Source organism: Mucilaginibacter sp. P4_C11 (genome assembly GCF_056402115.1).
Genome location: NZ_JBFUIA010000013.1, coordinates 128,927 through 142,559, shown reverse-complemented (window position 1 = coordinate 142,559; position 13,633 = coordinate 128,927). Strand labels below are relative to the sequence as shown.

The 13,633-nt window shown below is 43.9% G+C and carries 16 protein-coding genes; 8 read left to right on the top strand and 8 right to left on the bottom strand.

Going from position 1 to position 13,633, the window contains the following annotated elements; genetic code table 11:
- Nucleotides 1-80: 80 nt before the first annotated feature.
- Complete coding sequence (locus AC1DU2_RS14020; RefSeq protein ID WP_477384997.1) at nt 81-629, top strand: CAP domain-containing protein; 549 nt, start codon at nt 81-83, stop codon at nt 627-629.
- A gap of 164 nt (nt 630-793) precedes the next feature.
- Here the strand turns inward: AC1DU2_RS14020 and AC1DU2_RS14015 are convergent, their stop codons facing one another.
- Entirely contained in the window at nt 794-1,855 is a 1,062-nt protein-coding gene (locus tag AC1DU2_RS14015; protein ID WP_477384996.1) for a polysaccharide deacetylase family protein, read from the bottom strand.
- A 115-nt stretch (nt 1,856-1,970) separates the two neighbouring features.
- Here AC1DU2_RS14015 and AC1DU2_RS14010 point away from each other — a divergent pair, with 115 nt between their 5' ends.
- Together AC1DU2_RS14010 and AC1DU2_RS14005 are read left to right on the top strand one after the other, a co-directional pair.
- Nucleotides 1,971-2,243 (top strand): hypothetical protein, encoded by a 273-nt coding sequence (locus AC1DU2_RS14010; RefSeq protein WP_477356235.1) that lies wholly within the window; start codon nt 1,971-1,973, stop codon nt 2,241-2,243.
- A complete protein-coding gene (locus AC1DU2_RS14005; RefSeq protein ID WP_477356234.1) occupies nt 2,240-3,001 on the top strand; it encodes an MBL fold metallo-hydrolase in 762 nt (253 codons plus the stop codon). Before AC1DU2_RS14010 ends, AC1DU2_RS14005 begins: the two co-directional genes overlap by 4 nt.
- Before the next feature lie 49 nt (nt 3,002-3,050).
- Here the strand turns inward: AC1DU2_RS14005 and AC1DU2_RS14000 are convergent, their stop codons facing one another.
- Nucleotides 3,051-3,518, bottom strand: coding sequence for a hypothetical protein (locus AC1DU2_RS14000; protein WP_477384995.1), 468 nt, complete (start codon nt 3,516-3,518; stop codon nt 3,051-3,053).
- Nucleotides 3,519-3,784: 266 nt separating this feature from the next.
- Between AC1DU2_RS14000 and AC1DU2_RS13995 the strand changes: the two genes are divergently transcribed.
- The 5 genes from AC1DU2_RS13995 (at nt 3,785) to AC1DU2_RS13975 (ending at nt 8,908) form a co-directional block, all read left to right on the top strand.
- Nucleotides 3,785-4,291: a hypothetical protein gene (locus tag AC1DU2_RS13995; RefSeq protein ID WP_477384994.1), complete on the top strand. Its 507-nt coding sequence runs from the start codon at nt 3,785-3,787 to the stop codon at nt 4,289-4,291.
- A 50-nt stretch (nt 4,292-4,341) separates the two neighbouring features.
- Nucleotides 4,342-5,196, top strand: coding sequence for a helix-turn-helix domain-containing protein (locus AC1DU2_RS13990; RefSeq protein WP_477384993.1), 855 nt, complete (start codon nt 4,342-4,344; stop codon nt 5,194-5,196).
- A gap of 88 nt (nt 5,197-5,284) precedes the next feature.
- A complete protein-coding gene (locus AC1DU2_RS13985; RefSeq protein WP_477384992.1) occupies nt 5,285-5,827 on the top strand; it encodes a YbhB/YbcL family Raf kinase inhibitor-like protein in 543 nt (180 codons plus the stop codon).
- A gap of 118 nt (nt 5,828-5,945) precedes the next feature.
- Nucleotides 5,946-7,577, top strand: a complete 1,632-nt coding sequence (locus tag AC1DU2_RS13980) for an amidase (protein ID WP_477384991.1) — start codon at nt 5,946-5,948, stop codon at nt 7,575-7,577.
- 404 nt (nt 7,578-7,981) lie between these two features.
- Nucleotides 7,982-8,908 (top strand): DUF72 domain-containing protein, encoded by a 927-nt coding sequence (locus AC1DU2_RS13975; RefSeq protein ID WP_477384990.1) that lies wholly within the window; start codon nt 7,982-7,984, stop codon nt 8,906-8,908.
- A gap of 107 nt (nt 8,909-9,015) precedes the next feature.
- Here the strand turns inward: AC1DU2_RS13975 and AC1DU2_RS13970 are convergent, their stop codons facing one another.
- From AC1DU2_RS13970 to AC1DU2_RS13945, 6 genes are all read right to left on the bottom strand, one after another.
- Complete coding sequence (locus AC1DU2_RS13970) at nt 9,016-9,720, bottom strand: DUF1345 domain-containing protein (protein ID WP_477384989.1); 705 nt, start codon at nt 9,718-9,720, stop codon at nt 9,016-9,018.
- 62 nt (nt 9,721-9,782) lie between these two features.
- Complete coding sequence (locus AC1DU2_RS13965) at nt 9,783-9,986, bottom strand: YwbE family protein (protein ID WP_477356218.1); 204 nt, start codon at nt 9,984-9,986, stop codon at nt 9,783-9,785.
- 31 nt (nt 9,987-10,017) lie between these two features.
- Nucleotides 10,018-10,482, bottom strand: a complete 465-nt coding sequence (locus AC1DU2_RS13960; RefSeq protein WP_477384988.1) for an HAD domain-containing protein — start codon at nt 10,480-10,482, stop codon at nt 10,018-10,020.
- A 4-nt stretch (nt 10,483-10,486) separates the two neighbouring features.
- Nucleotides 10,487-11,821, bottom strand: a complete 1,335-nt coding sequence (argH, locus tag AC1DU2_RS13955; protein WP_477384987.1) for an argininosuccinate lyase — start codon at nt 11,819-11,821, stop codon at nt 10,487-10,489.
- Between the two features lie 449 nt (nt 11,822-12,270).
- A complete protein-coding gene (locus AC1DU2_RS13950; protein WP_477384986.1) occupies nt 12,271-13,428 on the bottom strand; it encodes a hypothetical protein in 1,158 nt (385 codons plus the stop codon).
- Complete coding sequence (locus AC1DU2_RS13945; RefSeq protein ID WP_477384985.1) at nt 13,425-13,589, bottom strand: hypothetical protein; 165 nt, start codon at nt 13,587-13,589, stop codon at nt 13,425-13,427. The genes AC1DU2_RS13950 and AC1DU2_RS13945 overlap by 4 nt, the downstream gene beginning before the upstream one ends.
- Nucleotides 13,590-13,633: the final 44 nt, after the last annotated feature.

The following is a 13,633-nucleotide window of genomic DNA, read 5'->3' as shown; positions in this document are numbered from 1 at the left end:
AACGCTGCCTTCAACTATTCAACAAATTTCTTAGTTGCGCCATACTAAACCTCATCCAGTTTTGTTTGTCTGATAAGTATATGACTAAATCATTTTTAAGCGCTATATATTTAGTTGCCGCATTATTAATTTGCGGCAAAGCCTACGGGCAAACCGAAGAATTTAAAAGCGAGTTTCTAACCCGGATAAACCAAACCCGGGCCAGGGGCTGCAATTGTGGTGATAAGTATTTCCCACCCGCCCCTGCCCTAACCTGGAACAATAAACTGTTTGATGCAGCCACCGGCCATGCAAAGGATATGGCTAAACGCAATTATTTTAGCCATACCAGTAAAGACGGCCGCAGTATGGAAGATAGGATCGTTTTGGCAGGCTATAAGTTTAAAGGTTTTAAAAGCTTTGCCATAGGCGAAAACATTGCCCAGGGCCAGCAAAGTATAGCCGAGGTGATGGAGGGCTGGTTTAAAAGCGAAGGCCATTGCCGAAACTTGATGAATCCCGACTTTAAGGAAGTTGGCGTAGCAGAATATAAAAGCTATTGGGTACAGGATTTTGGCGGCCGAACCTCTTTTTCGGCCGAGCAGCAAAAGCTAATCAAATCAGGAAAGTATAAGTTGATACAGAACTAACCTGATATGCAGATGTGCAGATTTCAGATGTGCAGATGAAAAAGCAGATTTACAGATATGCGGCAGGTGGGCAGATGACGTAACATTTGATGTATACTTCTGAATCTACACATCTAAAATCTGCACCCAGAATCTGCACATCTGAAATCTGCACATCTGCATATCTAAAGCCCACCTGCCTTCACCCTCCTTTCCATTACTTCGCGCCAGGTGGTTAGTATAAATCCTTTCTCTTTCAAAAACGCTTTTAACCGTGGATCGAGCATGGCCAGTAAGTCGCCCTTGCGTTTTTTTCCGGTATCGGATATCTGATCGAAGTTTGGCGAGGGATTGGTACAATGCATAATTACCATGGTTAATCCAGGCGACAGGCGGCCAATGCTTTCGATATAGTGATCGGTATACCATTTTTGAATTTCGGCATCGGTCATTTTATCAATATCGGGCATCTGCCAATCGTAACTTGAGTTATGCAGATCATCAAGTACAGGCAGCCCGGCCCTCCAGATCATGGCCCCGGTTTCTTTAACATTGGCCAAAACAGCCGGATCGGGTATCGGCATACCTTCGGTATATTTACCTTGTTGTTTTAATTCGGCTATGGTAGCGGCCCGGGCTTCGGCACGGTAAAACAGGTCATCGCCCCCGGGGAACATTACCGGAATTTGCTTTTCAATTCCAAGCTTAATATACTTTTCAGTAAATGCCGGCTTGGCAAACAAGGTACCCATGTGCGAATCAAGGTGTGTGGGTTTAAACCCCATTTTTAAAGCCCTATCCAGTTGCGCCCTTATTTCCTTGTCAACTTCATCTGCCGATGCATTAAAATAAACAGCCACAACGCTGGGGTACAAACATCCCTGTTTATCTGTAAGGCCGGGTACAATACTTTTACCCGCCAGTGGCCCCCAGCGATAATTATCCCATTCGGATGTTAAGGTTAAATGCAGGCCGGCATCAGTATTGGGGTGCTTATCCAGGTATTTTACAAATTCGGGGACCCACGGGCAGGGCATCATGACACTGGTTGAGGTAGCCACACCCTTCTCTATGGCCGTTTGCGAACCATCGTTTGATTCATGCGACATCCCTGCATCGTCAACATGCAAAATAATTACGCGTGCGCCTTTTGGCCAGCCCAGCTTTTCGGCATAGGTTTTTGTTTGCTGTGCAAAAGCTACATTGATGTAAATGATGCAAACAGCAAAAACGATAATTTTTTTCATGATGATACAGGATTACAATTGGTTTATAAATATACCGATACAAGCTATTTAAACCAAAGGCATCCATATCCAAAAATGAACCTGTAATTACACTTAATTTACTACTTTTGAAATAATGCTACCCGCTACCAACCATACACTCGAAAAATTGGAGATACTGCTCAAAACAGCAGGCTACAAGGTGCGGTACGAGAAAGGCAACTTTAAAACCGGGGCGTGCCTGCTATTAAACAGCCGTATGGTGATTGTAAACCGGTTTTCGAACCTGGAAAGTAAAATTCTGGCCCTGGTTGAACTACTCCGCGAACTGGAAGTAGATTTTAGATTGCTTGACGAAAAACAGGTTGCATTTTTACAGGAAATAAAACAAACAAAATTGCAGCTGTGACCATAACATTTTTAGGTACCGGAACATCGCAGGGCGTACCTGTTATTGCCTGCGGGTGCGAGGTGTGCACGTCTGCAGATACATACGATAAGCGTTTACGCACATCTATTTTAATTGAAGCCGAAGATAAAACCATCGTTATTGATTCGGGCCCCGATTTCAGGTACCAGATGCTGCGCGCTGGCGTAAAACGCTTGGATGCCATTGTATACACCCACGAGCACAAAGATCATATAGCCGGGATGGATGACATCCGGGCATTCAACTATTTTCAGCAAGGCCCTGTAGATGTTTACGCCGATTTCAGGGTTCAGCGCGCGCTTGCCCGCGAATTCCCTTATGTATTTGATGGTACCGGATATCCCGGTATCCCACAGGTTACCGTGCACCCCATCAGCTTAGATCCTTTTAATATCGGCAGTGTAAAATTTATCCCTATCGAAGTTTTGCACTATCGGCTGCCGGTACTGGGCTTCAGGATAAATGATTTTACCTATATCACCGATGCTAAAACCGTATCGGAGGCCGAAAAAGACAAAATAAAGGGCTCCAAAATATTGGTGATCAATGCCCTGCAAAAGCAAACCCATATCTCGCACTTTACACTCGATGAGGCGATTGATTTCGCCATCGAAATTGGCGCCGAAACCACTTATCTTACCCATATAAGTCATCGCCTTGGCAAACACCAGGAGATATCCGCAGAGTTACCACCCAATATCCGGCTGGCTTATGATGGTTTAAAGCTGGAGATTTAGGGCCAATATTTACTTCAGTTATATCAAAAACAGCCGGACAAGGCTCCCATTATAAATTGATATAACTGATTCTTTCAATAGCCCCTTTATATTGGTTTAGGTGCCCGGTATCGTGGGCATCCACCCGCCCCTTTATAGTTACCTGCTTATCATTTATTTGTGTAAACTGGCCATTATTATATTGAAAAAGACCTGTTCGCGTTCCCTCTAAATAAAGCGGGCAATCGGGGTTAAAATTTATCCAGATGGCATGCCCTGCCGAGTGATCGGCAAAAAGGCTATCATTAAACAAAGCTGATTGCTCTGGCGCTTCAATATATTTACCGGTAACCTCTACATATTGCCTATCGTATTTTTTAAGATTTTTTACCAGCTCGGTAAAAGGAACACGCTTATAAACGGGCGAGTAATCGTCATTGCAATCGCTCTTAAATACTTGTTTACCATGGCTGCACCCATGCAAGCCCGCCATTAAAATGACCGGAGATACTATTTTGATCAGACATTTTAACACCATCAGGAAGTATTTATGTTTTTAAATATGAAGTTACCTAAAATGAAAGCGGCTTATGCATTGTAATGGAATTTATACAGCGATACGGCGCTGTTATTTGCAACCCACAGTGTTTTGAGGCATACTGATTTTATCACACATGCAAAATTCATATCAATATTTACAACGACGTAAAGGCACACCTAAACTAAATTTTATTTTTTTTAACCTGCCGAAAGCCTATATTAGATTCAAGTTGCGTCCATAAAAAAGGCTTTTGAATATACACCATGAAAAAAATCACAATTTATCTGTTCGCCATTGCTATTTTGCCGTTAAACTTATTAGCCCAGGATACAGCTACAGTAAAACAGCAAGCTAATATTTTAGCCCAGGCCATGATAGCCGGCGATTACGCAACTATTATAAACCATACTTATCCTAAAGCAGTGCAGATGGCGGGCGGTAAGCAAAAAATGATATCGATAGTTAACCAGGGTATGGCACAAATGAAAACCCAGGGAATGATTTTTGAAAGCGCAACAGTAGGCTCTCCCGGAAAATTTTACAAAGCAGGTGCCGAAACCCATTGCCTTGTGCCCGAGAACTTAACCATCAAACTGCCAAATGCTCATATAATCAGTCACAGCTATTTATTGGCAATAAGTAAGGATGGTGGTAAAACATGGTCTTTTTTGGATTTAAACAACTCCAGCAGCGATAAAATAAAACAGCTAATCCCTAATTTTAACCCGGCTTTGCAAATCCCAAAATCTACTACCGAGCAAATACTGTAACAGGGTTTAACTGCTATACCCACAGATTTAACCGGCGAAGAGATAAATTGATGACCAACATTTACATACCCCAAGCTACCGAAAACCAACGGCGCATAACCGCCGGCGATATTTCATTTGTACATTATACCGAAAAGGATAGCCTGCAAAACAGCAGGGTTGTATTTAACTGCTATGCCATCAGCTTTGTAATTAATGGCGAGAAAGCAATTTTTCGCCCGGCCAATAATACCATTGTGGGTACCGGCGAAGGGATTGTGATTCCCGAAGGAAATTCCATTATGGCCGAGCATACTTTAAACGATCATCAATACAGCAGTATATTGGTATTCTTTTCGTCGGCCTTCGCCCAGGATTTTTTAAACCGACATAAATTAAACTCGCGGACCGCCCAGGTAACACCAGACTATATTAAGTTCAGGCAAACTAATTATATTGCCGACTATGTTAAAAGCATACAAACGCTGATACAGGAGGGGCAAAATTTACCATACCTGTTGGCCGCCAATAAAGTAGAAGAGCTGCTTTTAGTTTTGCTGGATAGTTACGGCAGCCAATTGACCGGCCTGTTACGAAGTAACACCCCATCGCCCGAATTGCTGTTAAAAAACGTAGTGGAGAACAACCTGTTCAATAACCTTACGCTTGATGAGCTGGCCTTTTTGGCCAACAAGAGCCTGGCATCATTTAAACGCGACTTTGAAAAGGTTTACCACATGGCCCCCGGTAAATACATTCGCGAGAGAAAGCTTGAGGTAGCCCGGCAGGAGCTGGAACAGGGTAAAAATGCAACATCACTTTATATCGATTTTGGGTACGACAACCTTTCGAACTTTTCATCGGCATTTAAAAGAAAATTTGGCGTAAGCCCAAAACAATACCAGATGAACTTACAAGAAGCATGAGCTGTTTTCAATAGTTTTTGAGCCGCCGGCATTAACGCCTGCGCGGGAAAACAAGCCACATTTGGATATTATTTATATCCAAAAAATCATGAAAAAGTTCCTCTTATTTTTATTTGCAGTCATAAGCTGCTTGAGCACCAAAGCACAAACCTTTACATTAAAAAGCACCGACCTGGGCGGGCAATTCACCAATGAATTTGCATCAAATACATTTGGTTGCACGGGGCTGAACAAATCGCCGCAGCTGGAATGGCTAAATGCTCCACAAGGCACCAAAAGCTTCGCTATTACCATGTACGATCCAAACGCCCCTACCGGCAGCGGCTGGTGGCATTGGGTTGTTTTTGATATCCCTGCCAGTGTTCATCAACTTAAACAAGGCGCGGGCAGTCAATCTGCAAATGAGTTACCCACCGGTGCCATACATGGCAACACCGATTTTGGTGTTCCGGGTTATGGCGGCCCCTGCCCGCCGGTAAATGATGCTGCGCACGGCTATGTTATTACCATTTTTGCCTTAAAAACAGACAAGCTTGGTGTTGGCGATAAGGCATCGCCAGCGTTGGTTGGGTTTATGCTAAACCAGAATGTTATCGCGAAAGCATCGTTAATTATATATGCCAAACGTTAACTGCTAATCGTCTGTGCATAAACCGGCTGTACACAAATGCATGTTGTAACATTTTAGGTTGATAATTTTTTATCCCACAAATATTTTGTTATTTGTAGATGCTTTTCAACAACCGGTTATGCACAGACGAAATTTTCTAAAAACAGGGTCATTAGCTGGCCTTACGTTATCAACATTGGTTGCCTCATCATGCAGCCAGCCAGCAGCAGACGATAAAAAACCAGATACCACCGCTACAGACAGTAAGGACGATCTGTTTGAACTTTCCGAAGCTACCATAACCGATTTGCAGGAAAAAATGAAGGCAAAGCAATATACATCGCGCCTGCTTACCGAACTTTACCTGAAGCGAATTGACGAGATTGACAAGAATGGCCCTAAGCTAAACTCCGTTATTGAATTAAATAAGGATGCTTTAAACATGGCCGATGCTATGGATAAAGAGCGGGAGAAAGGCAAAGTACGCGGCCCCTTACATGGCATACCCGTGCTGATAAAGGATAATATAAACACCGGCGATAATATGCATACCACTGCCGGCTCGCTGGCATTGGCTGATAATTTTGCCAAACAAGATGCTTTTATTATCCACAAATTACGCGATGCCGGGGCCGTTTTATTGGGTAAAACCAATTTAAGCGAATGGGCAAACTTCCGGTCAACACACTCTACCAGTGCGTGGAGCAGCCGGGGCGGGCAAACCAAATGCCCCTATATTCTCGATCGTAACCCCAGCGGCTCAAGCGCCGGATCGGGCAGCGCTGTAGCGGCCAATTTATGCACCATAGCCATTGGTACCGAAACCGATGGTTCAATAGTATCGCCATCGTCAGTAAACGGACTGGTGGGCATAAAACCTACCGTAGGGTTATGGAGCAGGTCGGGCATTATTCCTATTTCCAAAACACAGGACACCGCCGGGCCTATGGCCCGCACCGTTAAGGATGCGGCTATCTTTTTAGGAGCATTGGCCGGAGTTGACCCACAAGATAGTTTTACCCTGGCCGGCAAAGGCAAGGCAGAGGCTGATTACACCAAATTTTTAGATGCCGATGGCTTAAAAGGCAAACGCCTTGGGGTCGAAAAATCGGCAATGGAAAGCAACCCAGGTATGGTATCCTTGTTAAAAGAAGCTATTAAAACCCTGGAAGGCAAAGGCGCTACCGTAATTGAAGTTGAGTTGAATAAAGAGCTGAAAGATATCGGCAAAAGCGAGTTCCCTGTTTTATTATATGAATTTAAAGATGGGCTGAACCAGTATTTAAGCAATGCCAACAGCAAAGTAAAAACCCTGGCCGATGTAATTGCCTATAACAAGCAAAACGAGGCCAAAGCGATGCCATTTTTTAAACAGGAAACCCTTGAACTGGCCCAGGCCAAAGGCGACTTAAATACCGAAGAATACCTAAAAGCCGTAAGGCAAACCAATACCGGCACCCGCAAAGCAATAGATAAAATTTTAACCGATAACAAACTGGATGCCATCATAGGCCCCACCAACGGCCCCGCAGTTTGCATCGACCTGGTAAATGGCGATTATGACAACGGTTTCGGATTTTCCAGCCCGGCAGCTATGGCGGGCTATCCGCACATTACTGTACCCATGGGATTGCTACATGGCTTGCCTATTGGCCTGTCGTTTTTCAGCACAGCCTGGAAAGAAGGCGATATTATTAAGCTGGGGTATGCTTACGAGCAGGCCAGTAAAAAGAGAGTTAAGCCGTTATTTAAAGTGGATTTGTTGGGGTAATAGTGAGTGGTTGATTGGGTTAAAGCTCGGCCCATTATAATGTGCCAGGGCAAACGTATCTAATTGGGTTAACATAACTTAACACATTTCAGGTAAAATATTTGTAAATATTTGATCATCAATATTTTATATTTTATCATGGTTAACACTAAACTGATGGCGCAATTTAGGCAGATCCAAATATTTGTGCCTGTTGTTGGTCAATACAAGTCCCTTTAGTACATGGATCATTTAACCACGATCAGCCAATAAAAACAAGATGTTGTTTGATGCTTATATCTTCCCGACGCCATAAGCTCACTCCATCACCTGTTTTGATGCGTTTGCCCCGGGTAATGCGCCGAACTACGCCACTTTTATTTTAACTTTTTCTAACTTAGCCCATTGTTCAACAATCAATTCATATGGAATTTGGCAAAGTAGCACCCGAAGAATTACACTTAATAGATTTCACCCTTCCGCCTGATGCAGAACTTACAACCAACGTATTAGCAACGGCTAAAAACAATGAGCTAATACAGGTTCACGTAGGTTGCGCCAAATGGGGACGCAAAGAATGGATTGGGCAAATCTATCCCCCAAAAACCAAGGAGGCCAACTTTTTGGATGAATACGTAAAACATTTCGATTGCATCGAACTGAACGCCACATTTTATAACGTTTACGGCCCCGATACCATTGCCAAATGGAAAGCCAAAGCAGAAAGCAACCCGAATTTCAAATTCTGCCCCAAATTTTCGCAAAGTATCAGCCACATCCGCAGGTTAAAAAATGCCGACGATGTTACTACAACTTACTATGAAGGCATCATGGCATTTGGCGAAAAGCTGGGACCACTTTTTCTGCAATTGAGCGATAACTACACACCCAAAAGCTTCCCCGAACTGAAAGCATACCTCGAGGGCTTGCCCAAAGACGTACCCGTTTTTGTAGAGCTGCGACATAAAGAATGGTTTGCCCAACAGGAAAACAGCGACAAAGTATTCAGCCTGTTTCGCGATCTTAATATTGGCGCCGTAATAACCGATGCTTCCGGACGCCGGGACGTAATACACATGAGTTTACCTACACCTCATGCCTTTATCCGGTTTGTGGGCTGTACCGATAAAATAGGCGAATATGGCATTGATGAGGCCCGCCTGGATATGTGGGTGGAGAGGATAAAAAAGTGGCAGCAGGAAGGTTTAAAATCGGTTTGGTTTTTTATGCATCAGCATGATGAACGGTTTTCGCCCATACTGTCAGATTATGTAACCAAAAAGTTAAACGCGGCCCTTGGCACAAACTTAATTCGCCCCAAATTTATTGATCAGCAGGGTGGTTTATTTTAATTCCTTGCCATACTAATTAACGGTTAGTTTTGAGTCGAAAGCCTTAAGTTCTGAGTCAAAAGCAAAATATGACTCGAGACTTCCGACTTAAGACTACCGACTTAATATTAACTCGACACCAGTCCTGAAATCACGTTGATGCTTAATGCCACAATAGCGGTATTAAAAGCAAAAGATATCATGCCGTGAATCCATGCCAGCCGGCGGATTTGCCGGGACGAAATCTCGATATCAGATACCTGGAAAGTCATCCCCAACACAAAAGAAAAGTATACAAAATCAAGGTAATCGGGCTCAAAACCCTTTTCATCGCCTGGAAATTCCAGTCCGCCTAAAGGTTTGGTCTTGTTATCACCATCGGTATCTGTAGCGTAATACATATGGGCATAACGCAGCGTAAATATGGTATGCACCAATATCCATGAGATAATTACCGACGTCATTCCCAACAATACATGGCCGGTAACTACGGCAGGAGATAGCTGTTTGGATGATTTGAGCAGGAAAAAAATTGCCAGGAGACTAATGATGGATGCCACAATAACAAAAGCAAATATCAATACCCGGCTGGAATCCTCAATTTTGGCTATGTGCCTCACCTCCATTGGGTGCGATGACAGGATGATAACCCAATCCATCACTATAACACTCAGCCCAAATGCCGACCACGTAACCAATGTTGTTGCAGGTATGCTAAAGCGCCCCAAAATAAAAATAAGTGTAGCTACAGCAACAAGCAAGGATACTAACAAACGGTGATGCGTATCTAACCGTAACCATAATTTCGATTTTCGTTGAGGGCTTGCAGGCATATAGGATTGTACTATGGTAAGTACAAGGTAAATATGGTAAACAATTGTGTAGAAATCATGAATTAATCTTCCTCATCAACAATCCACGCTACGCGGCCAACCTGGCCATCATCCAGCTGTACCTTGATGCCGCGGGAATGGTATGACGCGCTGGTTAACAGCCGTTTCACAATGCCGCGGGTAAGGGTGCCCGTGCGCTGGTCTTTTTTAAGGATAATATCCACTTCCAGGCCGGGGAAGATATCGCTTCTGTTTTGTCCGTTCATTTTTAGGATTACACTGATTTATAGGGTGATTTCACCGATTATTTAAAAGGATATCTAAAGCCATTTGTTTGGCTTCTGCATCAATTCCAACATAGGGTTTAATTGTGACCCATCTTTGCTTTATAGCCTCGGGCAAGTTATTTATTGACAAGTCATCGTCTACAATGACGTAGTTCGCCTTACCGTTTTTATGTACCCACTCCTGTATTTCGCTACCACGATCCTGCATATCCGCGAGGGATTGCCTATCATTAAGTTTAGATAGTTTATTAATAGTTATCCCCCTGATTTTGAAAATCTCCAGCCAACGTGCAATAGTAAAGCTAATCCTATGTGTACTGGCTAAAACCACGTTGGCAGCTGTTAGCGCCAAAATATCAGCCAGGTTTTCTGCCGATTGTTTGTTAAACAGCATGAACCCATCGGCACCAATTTCTATTTTTTTCCAGGAAGGTTCGGTTACCAATACTCCATCTATATCCAGCAGGATTACCATTTTGTTAGGCCACCAGCTCCTTTATGGCCGTTTCCACCTTTGCAAAATCAAAGTTAGTCAGCAGCTTATCAAATGCGGCAGTAATATGTTCGTTACCCAGGTTGCCTATACTGCCTTCGTGAGTGTGGTTTACAGTTTTATCCGGGTTAAAATCGCCTTGTTCTATAGCTAAGCCCACTTGCTTGTAGGCATCCCTGAAAGGCGTTCCGCTTAATACCATGCGGTTAACTTCCTCAACACTAAACAAGTATGCGTACTTGGGATCTTTTAGTATATCAGCATTTACTGTTATATTCTGGAGCATGAAGGCGGCCATATGCAGGCATTTCTTCAAGTCGGCAAAGGCCGGGAACAGGAGTTCTTTAAGCAGTTGCAGCTCGCGGTGATAGCCGGATGGCAGGTTAGTGGTCATCATGGCTACATCGGTTGGCAGGGCTTGCAGGCGGTTACATTTGCCGCGCATAATTTCCCAAACATCGGGGTTTTTTTTGTGGGGCATAATGCTGCTGCCGGTGGTTAGTGTATCGGGGTAGCTCACAAAGGCAAAGTTCTGGCTCAGGTAAAGCGCCTGGTCCATAGCCATTTTGGCAAGGGTAGCGGCTATGCTTGATAAGGCCTGGGCGATAATCCGCTCGGTTTTGCCACGACCCATCTGGGCGTATACTACGTTGTAATTCAGGCTATCAAATCCTAATAACTGGGTAGTTAGTGTACGGTTAAGCGGGAACGACGAACCATAACCGGCTGCCGAACCCAGGGGATTTTTATTGGTGATTTTATAAGCCGCCAATACCAGTTCCAGGTCATCGGCAAGGCTTTCGGCATAGGCGCCGAACCAGAGGCCGAACGAGGATGGCATGGCCACCTGCAGGTGAGTATAGCCCGGCAGCAGCACGTCTTTATGCTGCTCGCTTAGTGTAATCAACTGGCGAAAAAGGGTTTCTGTTTCTTCAACTACCTGTTGCAGTTGGTGACGGAAGAATAATTTGAGGTCGACCAACACCTGGTCGTTACGGGAGCGGCCGGAATGGATCTTTTTGCCGGCATCACCAATTCGTTGGGTAAGCAGCATTTCTACTTGTGAGTGTACGTCCTCTACCCCATCTTCGATGGTGAAATTACCAGCCTCAATATCGGCATAAATAGCTTTTAGCTCACGCTGAACAAGCTCAAGATCAGCACTATCCATCAGGCCAATACTCTCAAGCATACGGGTGTGGGCCAACGAGCCCAGCACATCAAAAGCGGCCATTTCCTGGTCAAACTCCCTGTCTTTACCTACGGTAAAATCTTCAACCAGCTGATTTACATTAGTGGTTTTTTGCCATAACTTACTCATGGTGCAAATGTAAAACTTAGTAGCAAGATTTCAGTATCAAGTCGCAAGTATCAGGTATCAAGATTTTTGGCAGGGCTGTTACAACTCAACTCCTGGTATTATCGCCAGGTGTTCGGGAGCCGGGCACTTAAAGCTGGCAATAAACCATTTAGGTCTTTTCTTCATTCAAACGCAGTTGGCATCCGAAAACCACTACTTTACACCATCTTTTATCCAACATTCAATTACATACAGCCGCGATCAATTCACGGCACACTTAGGGATTGAAATGAGTACCGGTCCATAGGCGTAATGCATGCAGACGTATTGTAAAGCCCGGCGGAGCGGCGCTTCTGCCGGCGAGCGCAACACCCCGATTATGTACCTGGTGCCCCTGAAACATCGCTAGCATATTCCGTTAAGCCCCCTTTGCACACTCAATTGGTACTCTTGTGCCACCTTTGGGCAAACTATTGCGAAACGTAAAACCAGGGAATATGTAGCAGGCCCGGTTTAGCATTTAATTTAATAGTTTCGTTGAGATGCACTGCCTCATAAAATGATTTGCCTATAGTAATCTCGGTAGGCTGTTGCAGCGGGCCGCACCTATCGATGGTGATGTAATGGGCAGCGTTTTTGCCTGTGGTGTATCGCTTGTCGGTTGCGGTCGTCTTATAAACCAGGGCATCGGAGTTGTCAAATTCGCAGTTGATCGTTATGGTTGCTGTGATGCTATATAGCAAAATAAACAATGCGATATTGAACCGTGTAAATACATTGCTATGGGTTTTAATGTTGGCTCCATTTAAAGCGGAAAGAAAAATTGCGCCAAGTATTGCAGCGATAATAACTGCCGGCAGTATGATAGCAGTATAGCTAAGTAAATCCCAATCGCGTAAAACCCTTAACGTTAAGCCCAGCGGCGTAGCCAAAAGGGCGAGACTTAAACTGGGATAAACAGATCCTTCGCCTTGTTGACTGTTAAACGTCATGATATCGCGTTTAACGTAAAACAAACAGATAACCAGCGGTGGGTACGTTAACCCTGTTGTAACAGCGTACCTGTAAGGATAGGGATAAACAAGCAGCCACATAGCTAAACCAATAGCAATCCAATTTGCATAGGCACTTAACTTTTTAGCAGATGCTACATTTAACTTTCGTTCTTTAGGGCTGTTGCCTATGGCCTCATCGTGCAGCATGGCATCGTAGTCATTTTGGTATTCTTTGGCCTCTATATTTTCAAAGTGAGCAGCCCATTCCAACATTTCGTCATCACCCTTAAGCGTGGTGTAACTGCTTATGTATATGGGCTTGCCGGTTTTGGCTATTATGACCAGGTTATCTTTTTCTATTTTATAGCCTTTGATGTTTGCTTTTAGTAATTCGTTCCTTGTAAAAGTACCCTGGTTAATAATGCTGTCGGGGGTGATGGTTACCTTCTTGCGGATGCTATAATATACCGTAAAACCGGCCAATAGCCAGCATACCCCTCCTATAAGTTGATCATGTGCGTTTTCGGCAGGTTTGGCCGAAACGAACAGATAAATTCCACCGGTTACCATAGTTATTGCTACGATGTATGTGAAAGCTTTCCAGCCGGGGCTAATGGTATATTCTTTGTTCAACGTGATAATTTCAGATGGCTAAAATTAGTATAATTTGCTTTACCGGCCATTACCAAACAGGCCTTTGCCATAGCAATACCTCTACCCCCAACTTTTTCACCGACAAAACTTAGCCCCTTACCGATTACTTTAAATATATCGCCAGTATTTGTTTGGCACATGTATAATGTTACCTTAGTTTTGGGATATGATTTAAAATGCAACA

Coding starts and splice junctions, on each gene's coding strand:
- AC1DU2_RS14020 (WP_477384997.1), top strand. CDS start 81: ATGACTAAATCATTTTTAAGCGCTATATATTTAGTTGCCGCATTATTA.
- AC1DU2_RS14015 (WP_477384996.1), bottom strand. CDS start 1,855: ATGAAAAAAATTATCGTTTTTGCTGTTTGCATCATTTACATCAATGTA.
- AC1DU2_RS14010 (WP_477356235.1), top strand. CDS start 1,971: ATGCTACCCGCTACCAACCATACACTCGAAAAATTGGAGATACTGCTC.
- AC1DU2_RS14000 (WP_477384995.1), bottom strand. CDS start 3,518: ATGGTGTTAAAATGTCTGATCAAAATAGTATCTCCGGTCATTTTAATG.
- AC1DU2_RS13995 (WP_477384994.1), top strand. CDS start 3,785: ATGAAAAAAATCACAATTTATCTGTTCGCCATTGCTATTTTGCCGTTA.
- AC1DU2_RS13990 (WP_477384993.1), top strand. CDS start 4,342: ATGACCAACATTTACATACCCCAAGCTACCGAAAACCAACGGCGCATA.
- AC1DU2_RS13985 (WP_477384992.1), top strand. CDS start 5,285: ATGAAAAAGTTCCTCTTATTTTTATTTGCAGTCATAAGCTGCTTGAGC.
- AC1DU2_RS13980 (WP_477384991.1), top strand. CDS start 5,946: ATGCACAGACGAAATTTTCTAAAAACAGGGTCATTAGCTGGCCTTACG.
- AC1DU2_RS13975 (WP_477384990.1), top strand. CDS start 7,982: ATGGAATTTGGCAAAGTAGCACCCGAAGAATTACACTTAATAGATTTC.
- AC1DU2_RS13970 (WP_477384989.1), bottom strand. CDS start 9,720: ATGCCTGCAAGCCCTCAACGAAAATCGAAATTATGGTTACGGTTAGAT.
- AC1DU2_RS13965 (WP_477356218.1), bottom strand. CDS start 9,986: ATGAACGGACAAAACAGAAGCGATATCTTCCCCGGCCTGGAAGTGGAT.
- AC1DU2_RS13960 (WP_477384988.1), bottom strand. CDS start 10,482: ATGGTAATCCTGCTGGATATAGATGGAGTATTGGTAACCGAACCTTCC.
- argH (WP_477384987.1), bottom strand. CDS start 11,821: ATGAGTAAGTTATGGCAAAAAACCACTAATGTAAATCAGCTGGTTGAA.
- AC1DU2_RS13945 (WP_477384985.1), bottom strand. CDS start 13,589: ATGTGCCAAACAAATACTGGCGATATATTTAAAGTAATCGGTAAGGGG.